The organism is Rhizobium sp. 007 (assembly GCF_015353075.1).
GTDB lineage: Bacteria > Pseudomonadota > Alphaproteobacteria > Rhizobiales > Rhizobiaceae > Rhizobium.
Genome location: NZ_CP064188.1, coordinates 1,724,215 through 1,740,140, shown reverse-complemented (window position 1 = coordinate 1,740,140; position 15,926 = coordinate 1,724,215). Strand labels below are relative to the sequence as shown.

General features: G+C 59.3%; 14 protein-coding genes and 1 pseudogene. 12 read left to right on the top strand and 3 right to left on the bottom strand.

Annotated features, from left to right (window positions below):
- Positions 1–233: 233 nt before the first annotated feature.
- Positions 234–452: pseudogene (locus ISN39_RS38030) on the bottom strand (pirin family protein); the annotation flags it as partial.
- Here ISN39_RS38030 and ISN39_RS38025 point away from each other — a divergent pair.
- Positions 393–872, top strand: a complete 480-nt coding sequence (locus ISN39_RS38025; protein ID WP_348652004.1) for a hypothetical protein — start codon at positions 393–395, stop codon at positions 870–872. The pseudogene ISN39_RS38030 and the gene ISN39_RS38025 sit on opposite strands and share 60 nt — an antisense overlap.
- Positions 873–1,302: 430 nt before the next feature.
- Positions 1,303–2,052, top strand: coding sequence for a glucose 1-dehydrogenase (locus ISN39_RS29265; RefSeq protein WP_194731469.1), 750 nt, complete (start codon positions 1,303–1,305; stop codon positions 2,050–2,052).
- A gap of 119 nt (positions 2,053–2,171) precedes the next feature.
- Here the strand turns inward: ISN39_RS29265 and ISN39_RS29260 are convergent, their stop codons facing one another.
- On the bottom strand, positions 2,172–3,107 hold the full coding sequence (locus tag ISN39_RS29260) for a LysR family transcriptional regulator (RefSeq protein WP_194731468.1): 936 nt from the start codon (positions 3,105–3,107) through the stop codon (positions 2,172–2,174).
- 231 nt (positions 3,108–3,338) lie between these two features.
- Between ISN39_RS29260 and ISN39_RS29255 the strand changes: the two genes are divergently transcribed.
- From ISN39_RS29255 to ISN39_RS29220, 8 genes are all read left to right on the top strand, one after another.
- Positions 3,339–3,875 carry an Rrf2 family transcriptional regulator gene (locus tag ISN39_RS29255; RefSeq protein WP_194731972.1) on the top strand — a complete coding sequence of 179 codons (537 nt, stop codon included), beginning with the start codon at positions 3,339–3,341 and terminating at the stop codon, positions 3,873–3,875.
- Between the two features lie 238 nt (positions 3,876–4,113).
- Entirely contained in the window at positions 4,114–4,764 is a 651-nt protein-coding gene (locus ISN39_RS29250; RefSeq protein WP_074071499.1) for a response regulator transcription factor, read from the top strand.
- 712 nt (positions 4,765–5,476) lie between these two features.
- Entirely contained in the window at positions 5,477–6,262 is a 786-nt protein-coding gene (locus ISN39_RS29245) for an alpha/beta hydrolase (protein ID WP_194731467.1), read from the top strand.
- Positions 6,263–6,333: 71 nt separating this feature from the next.
- Positions 6,334–7,089: an SDR family oxidoreductase gene (locus ISN39_RS29240; RefSeq protein ID WP_194731466.1), complete on the top strand. Its 756-nt coding sequence runs from the start codon at positions 6,334–6,336 to the stop codon at positions 7,087–7,089.
- Between the two features lie 209 nt (positions 7,090–7,298).
- Positions 7,299–7,736, top strand: coding sequence for a CBS domain-containing protein (locus ISN39_RS29235; protein WP_194731465.1), 438 nt, complete (start codon positions 7,299–7,301; stop codon positions 7,734–7,736).
- Between the two features lie 184 nt (positions 7,737–7,920).
- Complete coding sequence (locus tag ISN39_RS29230) at positions 7,921–8,127, top strand: hypothetical protein (protein ID WP_194731464.1); 207 nt, start codon at positions 7,921–7,923, stop codon at positions 8,125–8,127.
- A gap of 426 nt (positions 8,128–8,553) precedes the next feature.
- Positions 8,554–12,249, top strand: a complete 3,696-nt coding sequence (locus tag ISN39_RS29225; protein WP_194731463.1) for a PAS domain-containing protein — start codon at positions 8,554–8,556, stop codon at positions 12,247–12,249.
- A gap of 285 nt (positions 12,250–12,534) precedes the next feature.
- Positions 12,535–12,897, top strand: a complete 363-nt coding sequence (locus tag ISN39_RS29220) for a response regulator (RefSeq protein WP_194731462.1) — start codon at positions 12,535–12,537, stop codon at positions 12,895–12,897.
- Between the two features lie 47 nt (positions 12,898–12,944).
- Here ISN39_RS29220 and ISN39_RS29215 read toward each other — a convergent pair whose 3' ends face one another.
- The gene (locus tag ISN39_RS29215) at positions 12,945–13,685 is read right to left on the bottom strand and encodes an NIPSNAP family protein (RefSeq protein ID WP_194731461.1); all 741 of its coding nucleotides are present in this window, start codon (positions 13,683–13,685) and stop codon (positions 12,945–12,947) included.
- An 87-nt stretch (positions 13,686–13,772) separates the two neighbouring features.
- Between ISN39_RS29215 and ISN39_RS29210 the strand changes: the two genes are divergently transcribed.
- The gene (locus tag ISN39_RS29210) at positions 13,773–14,399 is read left to right on the top strand and encodes a TetR/AcrR family transcriptional regulator (RefSeq protein ID WP_194731460.1); all 627 of its coding nucleotides are present in this window, start codon (positions 13,773–13,775) and stop codon (positions 14,397–14,399) included.
- 223 nt (positions 14,400–14,622) lie between these two features.
- Positions 14,623–15,864 (top strand): NAD(P)/FAD-dependent oxidoreductase, encoded by a 1,242-nt coding sequence (locus ISN39_RS29205; protein WP_246763463.1) that lies wholly within the window; start codon positions 14,623–14,625, stop codon positions 15,862–15,864.
- Positions 15,865–15,926 lie beyond the last annotated feature (62 nt).

The window sequence follows — 15,926 nt, the reverse complement described above, 5'->3', positions numbered from 1 at the left end:
GAGCCCGCAACCAGTCCAAAGCACCCTGGCTTGTCCGCTGTTGCTGATGAAAAACCGTCAGACTCTCCGGCAATCAAAGTCATTTCGACCCCGTCGGCATAGGTTCTGGTCACTTCCGACGCGTCGTAGTGTACAAAGCGCGGGGCAGCCTCTTCGTCTCGGGAGGGAAGAGCGATCCAGGCTTGAATGCCGAGGAGGTCGCTTCCGATGGCCCGGATGTCTGGAGGCGTCCGCTCGGAATGCACGATGCCCGATCCGGCGGTCATCCAGTTAATCTCGCCAGCGTGGATGGTCTGCACCTCACCCAGACGGTCTCGGTGGAGAATCTCTCCATCGATTAGGTAAGTCACGGTCGCAAGGCCTATGTGGGGATGCTGCGGTACGTCGAGGCCATGACCGGCTCTAAACTCAGCAGGGCCGATTTGCTCGAAAACGACGAAAGGACCGACCAAGTATCGATGTTGAGACGGCAAGGCACGCTGTGCCTTAGAGCCATCTCCAAGATCACGAACTGGTTGCAATACGATAGTTTCGATGCCGATCATGGCTTTCTGTTCCATTGTAGCAAGCAACTCAGCCGCCATATGAAGCCCGGTGCCACACAACAGGTGACATCACGAAAGTGGGCGGAGCCGGACAGGTTGGACGCTCGGCTGCCGCTTCGTTGGCTGCAGGTTGAAACCGGAAAGACTCCCGCATTCGTCATCTCTGTCATGTCCGGTTACCGCAGCTCACGGCATCAAGCTGCCACGAGAACGCCCGCCTCGACCAGCCACACAATCGATCAGGAGCGCCAAGCCGACGTATGTGTGCATCAATCCCCACGTGAGCCATCGGCGCAGGTGCATAACCTGCCCCGGCAGGGTGATTAACGCTTTAGCGTACCCCTCGTAGACGGCTTGGTTTGCGAGGGCAGATTGATCTCTCGATTAGCAACCGGTGCGATCAGGCGACCTGTCCCTCGGTATTATCTGCTCTCGTCCTTGATCTGATCGATTGCAACCGCGCTCTCCTCATAGGTTCCTTTATGTTGACGGCGTGGGTTCATGTGTCGATCGGTCAGACCATTTTTCACGACGAGAACGACCGGATTGGGCGGCCTTGGCCTGCCCGCAGTCAAACGCTTTTGTCCAGGAGGCGGGAGGAAACATCGGCATCGAAAACGAACCAGGGGTCGGCACGGTCGTTGTGCCGCGTTTGCCGGTTCCATGGTCAAAGGCTGAACATCGATCAACACCATCAAAGCCGGCGGGGGAATAGTACTCACACCGGCACTTTTTCAAAAGCAGGAGCAGCGATTACATGGGTATGCTTGCAGGCAAAGTCGCCGTCATCACGGGCGGAAACAGCGGGATCGGACTGTCGGCGGCGAAGACCTTCGCTGCTGAAGGCGCGCAGGTCGTCATTACGGGCCGGCGCCAGCAGGCGGTCGACGATGCGATTGAGCAGATCGGTGCGGGTGCGCTGGGGATACAAGGCGACGTCGCAGATCTTGCCCACCACGACCGCATTGCGAAAGAAATCGCAAATAAGTTCGGGGCGCTCGACATCTACATGGCGAACGCGGGGATCAACACGATCACACACTCGGCCGAGGTTAGTGAAGCGGAATATGACGCGCAATTCGCCGTCAACACGCGAGGCGTCTTTTTTGGCGTACAGAAACTAGCACCGATTATCCGGGATGGCGGCGCGATCATTCTCACTGGTTCGATTGCCAGCGAGAAGGTGCTCGACGGACATGCCGTATACGCGGGTTCGAAGGCAGCGCTCGGTGCCTTCGCTCGGTCCTGGTCGATCGAACTGAAGTCGCGCGGCATCAGGGTCAATGTGCTCAGCCCAGGGCCTGTCGACACCGAAATCCTGGCCAAGCTGGGCATTCCGGCCGAGCAACGGGGGACCTTCGAGAAAGCCATGGCGGAAGCGATACCTCTGGGGCGTATGGGGTTGCCGGAGGAACTTGCGAAAGCTGCGCTCTTCCTGGCAACGGACGCGAGCAGCTTTGTCACAGGCGTCAACCTGAGGGTCGACGGTGGTATGACACTGCTTTGACCCCGGTATGGCCACGCACGCGACTGCACTTGCGAGTGCGAAGCCATCGAAGCGTCTGGCACAGACGACGGTTATCTGTGTTTCGCCATCTGAAAACGCCGATCGCGGCACTGCGATCATCAGGCTGCGACCTCTCGCCCGCGCTCCTTCATTAGGCTGCGATCCCACACGGGCTCGCCACGGAAGCGCTCGACCATGATGTCGATCAGCACGCGCACCTTGGCCGGCACGTATGGTCCTGGTGGGCGTACCACGTAGATAGCGCCGGCATCCATCGGGTAGTCGAGCAGCAGCGGGACGAGCGCTCCGCTCTTGACTGCGTCAGAGACCATGAAAGAGGGGAGCTCGGCGATACCGAGTCCAGCGATCGTCCAGTTCAATATCGCTTCGCCATTGTCGGTGAAAAGACGCCCTTTCGGACGAACCGAAATCATGCGTTTGCCTGCGCGGAATTTCCAGTCAAGCGCCGAACGGCCCGAGTAGATGAGGCACTCGTGAGTGTGCAGATCCTCGGGCTTTTCGGGACGGCCGTAGCGCGCAAGATAATCGGGACTGGCGACAATGAAGGGCCTGACAGAGGCGATGCGGCGTGCGATCAGGCTGGAGTCGCGCAACTCGAAGAGACGGACTGCGACATCGTAGCGCTCGCCGATAAGGTCGACGCCACGGTCGCTGAAGGAGACCTCGAGTTCGAGCCGCGGATGGCGACCGGCGAGCTCGGTCAATACGGGGACGAGGTAGCGCTGTCCGAAATTCAGCGGCGCCGAGAGCCGCAGCCGGCCAACCACCTCACCGGCGTGCATTGCAACTGCTTCGCGCGCCTCATCGAATTCCGATATGATCCGCTCGCTGCGCTGCTTGAATTCGAGGCCGGCCTCTGTCGCGCAGATGCCACGGGTGGTGCGGGTGATGAGGCGGGTGCCGAGGTCAGCTTCCATACGTGCGATGCGCCGGCTCACGATCGACTTCGACACCCCGAGCCGCCTGGCGGCGCGGTTGAAGCCGCCGCTTTCGACCACTTCGATGAAGCTTCTAAGGTCATCCAGGTCGGTCACAAGTGTTCCCCCCGATGCAACAGCCTGCTGCCTGAAACGAGCATTGTGCTGCCCGGTCGGCCCCGCTACCCTACCGATATTGCATTTGCCAGATTTCAGGACGGTATCATGATGAGCAATGTGCTGTCATCACGGCAGTGCGCTGTGCGATGTATAGGCTTCCATAACGTGGATGAACATTATCCGAGTTATGCCTTGCTTGCTATAACTCGGACTGATACAGTCCGTGTAATGGCGCATTTGACGGTGAGCGTGGAATATGGATTGCACTGCCTGCTCTGGCTCGTTGGTTCGCCCGAGGCGCCGGTGAGCAGCCGTGACCTGGCTGACTTCCAGGGGATTTCTCCAAGCTTCGTGGCCAAGATATTCCCGAAGCTCGAGAAGGCCGGAATCGTGCGGGCCTCGGAAGGGGTGCGGGGCGGATATCTACTTGCCAAAGCGCCCGAGAGTATCAGCATTTTGGATGTCGTCGATGCGATCGAGGGCCAAAAACCACTCTTCGATTGCCAGGAGATTCGCGGACGCTGCGCTGTATTCGGTAATCAGCCGCCGAAGTGGGCGACGGCAGGAGTCTGCGCGATCCATGCGGTGATGCTCGGTGCGGAGAAGGCAATGAGGGATTCTCTGGCCAGTCAGTCGCTGGCGGATGTGGGACGCGTCGTGGGCCGTAAGGCGCCGCGTGATTTTTCGAATGAGGTTCGTGATTGGCTTGACGAACGGACTAAGTCTCGTAGCCGCAAGCCCGCGGCGCGTGATCTGTCTTCCTGAGGGCTGCCCAAGTGCCGACGGAGCTCGGGAGACCAAATCTGGTCCACCCTCAGGCGATGGCTGAAATGCGTGACGTCCGGCGAGCAGAAGGAGATGTGGCAATGAAGCGAGACTTTAGTCGCCCGCCTGGGATTTCCCGGTTTGCAGGCCAGGATTGGACGCAATCACAGCCGGAACATTGGTGCGCCGACGGCAAGGCCTTTCGTTTTCAGAGCTTGCCGAGTCCGGAGGTAGCCCCATGACAACGCTCGCCGCAGATACCGATTGCCCGTTGGTCCTCGTCGTTGACGACGACGAGGAGGTGCGGAGCTCGCTTCAGGAGCTCATGTTGTCCGTCGGTCTCGAAGTCAGTTGTTTCGCCTCGTCGGGCGAACTGCTGGAAGCGGAGCTTCCCGAGCGGCCTGGCTGCCTGGTACTTGACGTTCGCATGCCAGGATCGAGCGGCCTGGACCTTCAGTATCAACTCGCTGCAAGGGGCAGTCCAAAGCCAATCATCTTCCTGACCGGCCATGGCGACATTCCGATGACGGTGCAGGCGATGAAGGCCGGAGCCGTCGATTTCCTGACAAAGCCGGTTCGAGACCAGACCCTGCTCGACGCGGTGATAGCCGGGATCGAACGCGATGTCGCGCAGCGGGCACAAGCGCAGACGATCAAGCAGCATGCCGGGCGGTTTGCGACCTTGACGCCGCGCGAGCGGCAGGTCCTGCGCGAAGTCGCCCACGGCCGCCTCAATAAGCAGATCGCCTTCGAACTCGGAATCAGCGAGATCACCGTGAAGCTCCATCGCAGCAACGTGATGCGTAAGATGCGGACCATTTCTGTCGGTGAGCTTATCCGCGCCTGGGATACGCTGCCCGCCGACCTTCGCGAAAAGTACCAACCCTAGTCATGGGTATGTGGAGGGATTAAGCGGCACTTTTAGAAGGCGCTCTGAGAAGCCCAGTTGCAAGGCTGTCCCTTTGTTCGAGCCGCCTGTCGTTGCGGTGGTTGAAGGACGTCGCGCCCATGCGTGAGGTCCTTCCCGAGCTACTCCAGGTTCTTGGCCTGCCATGGCCTACTTTCGATCGGTGGCAGGCGTCTACGCGATTATGTTGAGACCCGTGACGTCGTCGATGGCGCAATCGTGCGTCGGCGAAATGACGCGAACGCTCGTCTGCGACAACTTCATAGGCTTTGCCTTCATCATGCCGGATAGTGTTGTGCTATCGACGATCAGAGCGTCGGAGGTAGGTCGCCAGCCCTTCAAGGCGGCAGAGACCTGGTTCCAGAACTGCGCACTTCTTCTCCATGATCTACGGACCTTTGACGAACCCCGTAAAAGCCGCTCGAAACCGACGTGTCGGCGATGGAGATTTGCACGCGCTGTCGTCCACCACATTTACTGATACCCAAGGCGGTCGACGGTCGACCTGGAGCAAATCCAGCCAATTCCAAGGATGGCCGGCTCAGGTTCGTTTCGACCGGGATTGCCAATCACCCGATATATGCGACCTACACTCTGGCATCATATGGCCGATGCTTGCGTTCGATAGGCTGGCCCGCCCGGCTGGCGCATTCTCCTCAGACTGGTCACGACGACCGCAGGAGGAAAAAAACAGGTGCGAGACATCATCAGAGTTCTGGCGCTTGCCACAGCGGCGACCGTGTCGGGAAGCGCGCTGGGACAGCCCACACATCCGCAGGACAAGCCGACCATCGTGCTCGTGCATGGCGCTTTCGCGGAATCTTCGAGCTGGAGCGACGTCATTGGCGAATTGAGAAGGGATGGCTATACGGCCATCGCCGCGGCCAATCCGCTTCGCAGCGTCTCCGGAGATGCAGCGGCCGTTTCGTCCCTCATCCGCTCGATCTCAGGCCCAATCGTGCTGGTGGGCCATTCCTATGGCGGGCCGGTCATCACGGAGGCTGCCAACGGCAACGCCAATGTGAAGGCCTTGGTCTATGTAGCCGCTTTTGCGCCGGATACTGGCGAATCCAGTCTTACACTCTCGGGAAAGTTTCCGGGCAGCACGTTGGCGAGCGCGATTTCGGCGATCGCCCTGCCGGATGAAGGCCAGGATCTTTACATCCAACAGGACAAGTTCCGTGCTCAGTTCGCCGCTGACGTGTCCGAAGATCAGGCAAAGCTGATGGCCGCAACCCAGCGGCCCATTAGGCAGGCCGCCCTGGCCGAACCCTCGGGTGCCGCCTCATGGAAGAAACTTCCTTCCTACATGGTCTACGGCTCGCAGGACCGCAACATCCCGCCTGCTGTCATGAACTTAATGGCGGCGCGCGCGCACGCGGTGAAGACTGTGGTCATCGAGGGGGCCTCCCACGCTGTCATGGTTTCACATCCCACCGAGGTCGCCTCGCTCATCGAAGAGGCCGCAGCGGCTGAGTAAGTGCCTGGCGGCGCAAGGACTTCTTTCGATCCAGCGACGCAACTTCAATAATGCAAACGAGGAGAATGGGCATGAAAATCGTTGTTGTCGGTGGAACCGGACTGATCGGTTCAAAGACTGTGGAAAGATTGCGCAAGAAGGGACACGAAGTCCTGGCAGCATCCCCGAATTCGGGGGTCAACACCATAACCGGGGAGGGCCTGACCGATGCTCTGGCTGGTGCGCAGGTGGTGGTCGACCTGGCGAACGCGCCATCGTTCGAAGAAAAGGCCGCTATTGAGTTTTTCGAGACATCCGGCCGAAACCTCCTTGCAGCCGAAAAGCCTGCCGGCGTTCGACATCACGTCGCGTTATCGGTCGTTGGCACCGACCGCCTTCAGGCAATGGGCTACTTCCGCGGCAAGATGCTTCAGGAAAACCTGATCAGGAGTTCGGGAATTCCCTATACGATCGTTCACGCCACCCAGTTCTTCGAATTCATTGGCGCCATCGCCCAATCCGGCACCACGGGGTCGACTGTTCGACTGTCTCCAGGCGCCTTGCAGCCGATCGCAGCTGACAATGTCGCCGATGCCATGGCTGATGCGGCCCTGGCAGAGCCCCAGAACGGCATGATCGAAATCGCCGGTCCGGAGCGAGCGCCTCTCAGCGACTTCGTCACGCGCTTTCTGAAAGCGACCAAAGACGCGCGCGACATCGTGGTCGATCCGCACGCCCGCTACTTCGAGGTGGAGATCGGCGACCGGACGCTCGTTCCCGGCGATGGCGCACGCCTCGGGGCAATCCGGTTCGAAGACTGGCTCCGCCATTCCACGCAGCAAAGATAGTCCCAGACAAGAACCCTCGCGGTTCGCCGATCCATTGGGTCGGTGTAGTGACGATTATACGGAGACAAAGATGACGATGCGAAGTTCGGTTTGGAGAAGGCAGCGCTCAGCTGACATTTGCCGATTATGCCGCAGCGGCGCCTGTCCGGTCTCGAATGAAACACTTGGCGTGGCAGGCTATGACCCGCGGAAGCTCTCAGGAGGGCGCAATGCGCATCGAACGATTATATCCTATGACAGTGGCTCGTTTGAAGGTGATCGATGTCAACGCCACTTTGCAAGCTGCGGCACTCTCGCTTTCCAGCCCCGGGATTGGCTTGGCCGTCGTGAGCGGGGAAAATGGAAAGGCGACGGGCGTGCTGAGCAAATCCGACCTCGTTCGCCATCTCACGTACCGAGAACCTGCGGAGGTTTCAGTCGAGACGCTCATGAGCCGGAATATCATTTCGTGCGATCCCAATGACGAGCTCCATGCAGCCTGGGAGATCATGGTGGCGCGTCGGCTTCAGAACATGCCGGTGCTTGGTGCGGGTTCGAAGCCTCTCGGCGTGCTTGATATTCGCGACGTGATGAAAGTCCTCTTCGAGCAAGAGCAGCTGCAAGAACACATGCTCGCGAACTACATCGCGGGTATCGGCTACCAATAACCAGTGGCGGTTCGAAGATGCTGGTCTGCAATCATTGCCGGCGTTCGCTGCCATCATATTCAAAAGTATCCCGGATCGAGGCGGTTCCTTCACACCAGATCAGGCCTTCCAAACCCCGTCGACACTGAAGTCTTCGAATGTCAGGCGCAAACCGATCTGCCATTTACGCCAAGAGATGACCATCATGCTGCAGGATTATCTGAGTGAAATCGCGAGCGCTCCCCTGGCCTGGATGATCTTTCTCGGATTGGCTGGAATAGTCGTATGGCATCTGCTTTCGGCTCGGCGCGCGAACCTCCGGCTGGTCGTACAAATTGCCTTCTTTACTGCCATGACCGCCGTCCTTGTCCAGGGCGGGATCTCTCCCAGCCGAGCGATCTTCGCCAGCTGACCTGGGTTTATGCTGTCGAAACCATTGCGGATCTGAGGCATGAAAAATGCGAAGGGGCGCATTGAAGCCGATTTTTCCTGCCCCTAGTTTGCAAGGATGAGGGTTTGGGTCAACCTCTCGGGTATTTTGATGCCGGGACAAAAAAGCTCCAGGCCTCGGTGCTTCCTGGACTGCCTGGCGACCTCCAAGAAGGGCTTCACCGACAAGCTGCCGGACCCTATTCTTCGGAATAGGTGTTTTTGTCGCTTGCTTCCACGTATCCTAAGCGCAGAAGCGCAGGACCTATTCCGGCTTTCGTGAGGAGGGTCCACTATAGGCATGCTGGGATTAAGTTGGGGTATGATTAAATCAGCCCGGATATTGGGTAAAGGTGCCGGACGAAGCGCTGACAGTGCCCAGACTTCCTTTGTCCGACAGGAGCTGCCGATGAGGTGCGTCTGGTCGCATCGTCCCCAATTCTTGCACCTGGGGCTTTTTTTTGCAGCTTATGTGTTGGGTTGCGCATTCGCTCAGTCGCTCGCAATCGTACCTGGAACAGGTATCTCCATTTGGCCTGCGGGCGGACTTTTCATTGCCACGCTTGTCGTCGCCTCCAGGTACAGCTGGCCGTGGTGGGTGCTGGCGGGGTGCCTGGCTGAACTGTTCAGCAATTTCTTGTGGTTCCATAGTCCGCTGCCTGCAGCCTTCCTGATCTATATCGGCAACGCGCTTGAAGCGGCGGTTGGCGCTTGGCTTGTGAATCGGACCTGCAGGCGGCCGGTTCGGCTGGAAACCTTGCAGGAAGTACTCGCATTCGTGGTACTGGCCGCCGGAATTGCGCCAGTCGTAGGCGCGACGGTGGGAAGTGCGACACTTGCGTGGTTTGGCATACAATCGCAGACCTTCGTGGCGGCTTGGCCACTATGGTGGGTCGGAGACGCCACCGGGATCCTGATCGTAGCGCCACTGGCGCTGGTCGTGTTCCAGAACTGGCGCGGTAGGATCGAGCTCTCGTCCGCGCGATGGATGGAAGCTTGCGTCCTTGGGCTGATCTTTCTTGGTGTCGCCGCCCTTTCCTTGAGCGGTTATCTACCCTTCGCCTACATCATCATGCCGCCCCTTCTTTGGGCTGCGGCGCGCTTTGAGTTCAGAGGCGCCGCCGTCGCCTTGACCCTCCTTGCTCTCATCACGGCGGTATTTACAATATCCGGCGCCAGCCAATTTGCCGGCGATGCCGAGTCCTTGAAGCACAAGCAGATAATGCTGCAGCTTTTTCTGGCCATCTCGGCATTTTCTGCGCTCATCGTTGCCGCTATATCCCGGCAGCATCAGCTGGCGCTGCTCACGTTGCGCCAAAGCGTGGTGGCATTGCGCGACCGGGAGCGGGAGCTCTCGCAGCTCGTGGACATGGTTCCCGTCCAGATCAGACGTTTGACGCCCGAAGGCAAGCCGACATTCTTCAACAAGCGCTTGCTTGACTTCTTCGGCTTGAACGACGTGGCCGAACTGGATAGGCCGGACATGAGCCGGATGGCGGCAGCCATAGAGTCTCTGGTCCATCCCGAAGATGCAGCCCGTCTGCTAGAGACGGTCCGACACTCCCTAGCCACCGGTGAGCCATACTCCATGAAATATCGTATGCGTCGCGCGGACGGCGCGTATCGCTGGGTTGATGGCCGCGGGGAACCGTTGCGGGATGAAGGCGGCGTGATTGTGCAATGGCTGGCCATTTCCATCGACATCGATGATGAGGTGCGCGCGCAGGAAGCATTGCGCGAAAGTGAGCGGCAGCTCCGGCAGCTCATCGACGCCGTGCCCGCTCTGATCTGGAGCACGACGCCTGAAGGGATCCCGTCCTACATCAACAAGCGGCTCATGGACATGGTCGGCGTCACGCTCGAAGACTTGACCGCGCCGGACGCCTCGCGGTCCTTGGCCGATGTCCACCCGGAAGAAAGGCAGGCGGTGGAGCAGGCGCTCGCGCGCTCGTTCGAGACTGGTACCTCCTTCGCGATGAAGTATCGTCAGCATCGGGCAGATGGAACCTATCGCTGGACCGAGGGGCGTGCGGAGCCGCTGCGCGACCCCGACGGCCGGATCGTGCAATGGTATGGGGTCTGTCTCGATATCGATGACCTGGTGACGGCGCAGGAGGCTTTGCAGCAAAGCGAGCGTCGCTACCGCGACCTGTTCCACTATATGCCGATCGGGCTCACGCAGGTGGGTGCCAGCAAGCTTATTCCCTTGTTCGAGGAGTTGCGGGCGCAGGGCGTGACGGAACTCCAGACCTACATCGACGAGCATCCCGAATTCCTGCCGCGCGCCGTGGAAGCTCTGGAGGTTGAGGAGGTCAACCAACATCTCATCGAGATGTTCGGTGCAAAAAATGCCGAGGAGATGCACGGGCCAATTACCCGCTACTGGCAGCCGAGCATTTCCACCATACGTCGCTCCATTGAGGCGCGTTATCGCGGCGAGGAGGTCTTCCAGGAGGAGACCCAGGTGGCGCGAATGGACGGCACCGTCATCGACGTCCTATTCACAACCGCCCGTCCCGGCGCCGTCGCCGACAAGAGTCTGGTCGGCTTTATCGATATCACAGAACGCAAGAAGGCTGAAAAGGCTCTGCTCAACCGGGAACGGGAGTTCTCGCAGCTCGTCGACATGGTTCCAAGCCTGCTCTGGCGGCTAAGTCCAGAGGGCGAGCCGGTTTTCTTCAGCAAGCGCATGATCAAGTTCTTCGGTTTGGACGTAGGCGATTACGATAGTCCGGAATCGAGCGGGCTGGCTGCGGCCATAGCAGCGCTCGTCCATCCCGATGATGCAACCCGGCTGGCGGACGCGCTCAATCACTCCTTCGCCAGCGGCGCGGCCTTTTCCCTGAACTATCGCCTGCGTCGTGCGGATGGGGTCTATCGCTGGATGTCGGCCCGCGCTGAGCCGCTGCGCGATGATGGCGGGCGCATCCTGCAGTGGTACGGCCTCTGTCACGACATCGAAGATCAAATGCATGCCGAGGAGGCGCTGCGCGAGAGAGAGCGTTTTCTCTGGCAGCTGGTTGAAACGCTGCCGGCCTTGATCGATTGCGCGGCGCCGGATGGTGAGCCGGTCTATCGCAGCCAGCAGCTCCGCGAATTCCTCGGATACGAGCTTGAAGAACTGGACGGCGCAGGAAAGTCCCGGCTGGCCGGCACACTGGACGCCGGCGTTCATCCAGACGACGTCGCGGGCGTTAAGGAGCAGTACGCCCATTCCCTGTCCACCGGTGAGCCCTATGCTCGGAGACACCGTCTGCGGCGCTTCGATGGTGAGTATCGCTGGGTCGAAACGCGCGCAGCGCCAATGCGCAACGCCGACGGCGCCATTGTGCAGTGGAACGTCATCTGCCTGGATATCGACGGTGAGGTTCGAGCTCAGGAAAAGTTGCTTCTAACGCAAGAGAGCCTCGCCCGCGCAAGCCAGGCGGCCAGCCTTGCTGAACTTTCGGCATCCATCGCGCATGAGGTCAATCAACCCCTGGCGGCCGTGATGAACTACTCAAGCGCCTGCCAGCGTTGGCTCACAGCCGAGCCACCAAATATCGAGCGAGCTCAAAAAACGGTGGAGCGTATCATTCACAGCGCAAATTCCGCCGCCGACGTCGTCAGCCGCATTCGCGCCTTGTTCAGGCAGTCCTCAGACACGCGAGATTGTACGACCCTCGGCGGCGTCATCGCCGAGGTGCGCGATCTCGTGGCCGAGGAGGCGTCACGGCGCCGCGTCCGCATGAGCATCGAGGTCGAGGACCATCTTCGGCTTGTCGCGTTCGATCGCGTCCAGGTTCAGCAGGTTATGATCAATCTCATTCGCAACGGCATGGACGCGATGGCGTCAGTTCAAAATGACAGGGTTCTTCGGATACGGGTACATCGGATGGGCGACATGGTTCAGACCGAGATCAGTGATCGTGGCCGTGGCGTTCAGTTTCCTGACAAGATATTCGAGCCGTTCTTTACGACGAAAGAGAACGGGATGGGCATGGGGCTTGCGATCTGCCGTTCGATTGTCGAGGCGCATGGTGGACAGCTATGGGCCGAGAAAAACGAACCACACGGAGCGAAATTCATCTTCACATTGCCGGCCGAAATGAACTCAGCTCCATGACAACAAATGATCCATTCGTATGGAGCGTGAATGACGATGCGCGCATCCGAACGGCGTTCAGCCAGGCGGCAATCGGCCAGGATCGGGAGAAGACCGGAGCGTCATGAACTTGATGCGCCGAGGAAGGGCTGCCGCTTACGGGAGCGGTGTCTTTAACAGATAGGCCGCTGCAGAACTGCGGATCAGCGGGGTCATGCAGCAAATCCACACAAGGAACGTTATGCGGGGGATAGCGGAGTTGGAAATGTCAATAACTCACTCGCGTCAAGCGAGAGGGAGCAGAGCATGAGCAAAAAAAGACCTGTCGTGGCGGTTGTTGATGACGACCCAAGGGTACTTGAGTCGCTGGAAGAACTCCTGGAGTCCGGGGGCTACGCAGCACGCAGCTTTTCTTCCGCAGAATCGCTGCTCACGAGCGGGCTGTCAGGCGTGGATGTCCTCATCACCGACATAGGAATACCAGGCACGGATGGCTTTGAACTTCGTGACTTGGTGAAGAAGGCGCATCCGGAATTGCCGGTGTTCCTGATCACAGGCCGCCATGAGATCGCGGATCAGGGCCGCGCCCAGGGCATCAGCGGTTTTTTTCGTAAGCCCTTCGAGGGCCGAGTGCTGCTTGCCGCCATCGGCGAGGCCCTAGGCAGTTGAAAAGGAATTCATCGCGGGCCTGAAAATCGATGGAGGTTCCGACAAAACTAGCGCATCAACGATCGTGACGTCGGTGAAAGCCTCAGCACCTCGCTCGCCCGCCACGTGCGTCGCATGATTTGCGGTTCGATTTCCTCGGTCCACTTCCGCGACGCTGCAAGTGCGCCGAGATGAGTGGCGTAAGCTTGCGGCGTCGGGAAACGGTAAAGAGCGACAAAAACCGATTCTCCTTCTCGGATCGGGAGCCTTGGGAACGTGTTGGCGCTGTGTTCGCTCATGAAGGTTGCAGGGACGGTCGCGCCACTTTCGAGAAGCGGTAAGCGGAGGTCATTTTCGAAGAAGGCAGAAAAAGCCTCCTCTTTACCCGGCGCAGTGTAATGGATCGCGCAAAGAAACAGCGCGGACGACTCCAAAGTGCTGCCGGAGCGCGGCCGCTCTGCGGCGCACGGCTGAGAACTCGGGTCGAGGTTGGCGGGGCGCAGCAGCCGAACATTGTCGGAATTGACCATTGTGCCGTTGGCGACATCACGATGGCGCGCCCAGACCGAGCCTCCGTAAAAGCGGCCGAGCGCCTCTCTTCGCGACTCCATATTCGCAAAGCCGCGCAGCCAGACGAAGCTGTCGGTATCATCGAGATCGCGAAACTGAGCGACGACGCGTATGCCAGCCTCCTCCTGTGTCTCCAGGAATTCTCGATCGAAAACGTCGATCAGCGTTTCGCGCGCACCCGGATGGAGACGGTACTGGCGGAGTTCGAAGACTGAATCGGCTGACGTGGGGTTACGCATTGATCCCTCAAAAAAACAGGATAGCTGTCCTGTTTTTAATTACAGGTCGATTGTCCTGTTTGTCAAGTTATGTTACAGAACCCTTCAATGGCGAAACGTCTGCAGAAGCGAAGATCGAACGATCCGGAAGGCGTAAGAAGGCGAATTGTCGACACCGCTTTCAACGCCTTCACCACCCGCGGCTACGGCGTTACTACCGTTCAGGACCTCAAGGCGGCGGCGCGCGTAACAGGTGGAGCGTTCTCACATCACTTCCCGACCAAGAAGGAGCTGGGTCTTGCAGTTTTGAACGGCAATGTCGCCGACGCAGTCGAGCAAACTTGGATCAAGCCGATATCACAGGCTAAGACGGCATCCGACGGCATAGAAGCCATATTCACCGAGATCATCCGAGAACTGGATCAACAGGGCTTTGTCTCTGGATGTCCGCTCGGCAACATGGTGAGCGAACCGGTCGGACAAGATGGCGCCATGCGGGAGGCCGCCGTCGCAATCCTCGCGCAATGGAGAAGTCAACTTGCGCAAAAGATCCGCGCAGATCAACTCGCCGGACGCTACGCGCACCTTGATGCCGAGGCCGCAGCAATCTTCATCATTGCTTCATACTGGGGGGCAATGGGGATCGCGAAGGCAAGCCAGAGCAGTTCTGCTCTCAAAGACTGCGGCCAGGAACTATTGAGATACCTTGATCTTTGTCCGAGCCAGAAGCCATGAAACGACAGCGGCGCAAAGTCCGCAGCGCGCATCTTGACGACTCCGAAGTATTCAGGATGCGGCTTCAGCGAAGATCACCTGATTTTGGGCGGCATCTCCTTCGAAACTGGCTAATGGGAGCGGTCAGTGTCCGCAGCTATTCTCCGGCTCTGTCCGAAGCTATGCTGACGCTGGTGCATATGGATCACCATGGCCGTTCTGAGCTCAATCGGGAGGCACCATTGTGACTGAGAACGAAGTAGATGTGGCGATCATCGGCGCTGGCGCGGCCGGTATAGCGGCGGGCCGGCACCTTATGGCGGCGCGACCGGACCTTTCGCTCGTCGTTCTGGAGGCGTCCGCACGTATAGGAGGGCGAGCGCGGACTGAGCATTTCGGTGCGGGACTCGGCGCCCTTGACGTCGGATGCGGATGGCTGCATGGGGCAAGAACGAATGCCTGGACGGCGATCGCCCGGAAACTGGGGCTTACGATCGATGACGCCCGCGCCCCATGGGACGAGGGAGGTCGCCAGCTCGAAACAAACGCTGACGCCCGGCCCGCAATCCGCGCCCTCGAAGCATTCTTTGAGAGGATCAATTCCCATGAGGGCGAGGATGCGGCGCTTTCGAGCATGCTCCCCGCCGGCGGCAGGTGGAACGAGTACGTCCACGCGGTCGGTGCGTTCATCACCGGAGCCGGACTTGAAAGATCGTCGGTTGTCGACCTCCAGCGGTATGAGCCCGGTCCCGGTCCCGACTGGCGAGTACGTGAAGGCTATGGAACGGTTGTCTCCGCCTATGCCGGACCCCTTGCGATCGAGCTGCAGACCCCCGTGGAACGCATCGACCACCGCGCCGCGGATCACGTCGGTATTTCGACATCGAAAGGCCACCTCCGTGTCAAGGCGGTAATCGTCACTGTCTCTACGAATGTGCTTGCGAGTGAGCGCATCGCGTTTCTCCCGCCGCTTCCCAAAAAAATCGATGCAGCCTCCCGCCTGCCCCTCGGCCTTGCGAACAAACTGTTCATGAAGGTGGAAAGGCCAGACGCCCTACCGCTGGACAGTCATCTTCTAGGCTCCTATCGCGAACGCCGGACAGGTGCCTACCAAATCAGGCCCCTAGGAAATCCCGTTGTGGAGGGATATTATGCAGGGGATTTGGCAAATGACTTAGAACGTGGGGGACCGAAGGAGGCATTCCAGTTCGGACTTGACGAGCTGAAGCGCGCTTTGGGATCCGACATCGGACGGCAGCTTTCATTGATCTCCTTTTCGGCTTGGGGCTCCGATCCGCACATCGGCGGCTCCTATTCATACGCCAGCCCAGGAGCGTCTGATCTTCGCAGAACGCTTGCCGCTCCGCATGACAATCGCATCTTCTTTGCAGGTGAAGCCTGTTCGACTGGACGCTATTCGACTGCACACGGCGCATATGATACTGGAGTGATGGCGGCGCAGGAGCTTGTAAAGACCATCGCCTGAGGGGCCTGGGCAAGAATTTCAGCACGCGACAGGGACCAGGCATTCTCGCGGGGACACGAGGA

Bases quoted from the DNA above. Each gene is read 5' to 3' on its own strand.
- ISN39_RS38025 (WP_348652004.1), top strand. From the start codon at position 393: ATGACCGGCTCTAAACTCAGCAGGGCCGATTTGCTCGAAAACGACGAA.
- ISN39_RS29265 (WP_194731469.1), top strand. From the start codon at position 1,303: ATGGGTATGCTTGCAGGCAAAGTCGCCGTCATCACGGGCGGAAACAGC.
- ISN39_RS29255 (WP_194731972.1), top strand. From the start codon at position 3,339: ATGGCGCATTTGACGGTGAGCGTGGAATATGGATTGCACTGCCTGCTC.
- ISN39_RS29250 (WP_074071499.1), top strand. From the start codon at position 4,114: ATGACAACGCTCGCCGCAGATACCGATTGCCCGTTGGTCCTCGTCGTT.
- ISN39_RS29240 (WP_194731466.1), top strand. From the start codon at position 6,334: ATGAAAATCGTTGTTGTCGGTGGAACCGGACTGATCGGTTCAAAGACT.
- ISN39_RS29235 (WP_194731465.1), top strand. From the start codon at position 7,299: ATGCGCATCGAACGATTATATCCTATGACAGTGGCTCGTTTGAAGGTG.
- ISN39_RS29230 (WP_194731464.1), top strand. From the start codon at position 7,921: ATGCTGCAGGATTATCTGAGTGAAATCGCGAGCGCTCCCCTGGCCTGG.
- ISN39_RS29225 (WP_194731463.1), top strand. From the start codon at position 8,554: ATGAGGTGCGTCTGGTCGCATCGTCCCCAATTCTTGCACCTGGGGCTT.
- ISN39_RS29220 (WP_194731462.1), top strand. From the start codon at position 12,535: ATGAGCAAAAAAAGACCTGTCGTGGCGGTTGTTGATGACGACCCAAGG.
- ISN39_RS29215 (WP_194731461.1), bottom strand. From the start codon at position 13,685: ATGCGTAACCCCACGTCAGCCGATTCAGTCTTCGAACTCCGCCAGTAC.
- ISN39_RS29210 (WP_194731460.1), top strand. From the start codon at position 13,773: ATGGCGAAACGTCTGCAGAAGCGAAGATCGAACGATCCGGAAGGCGTA.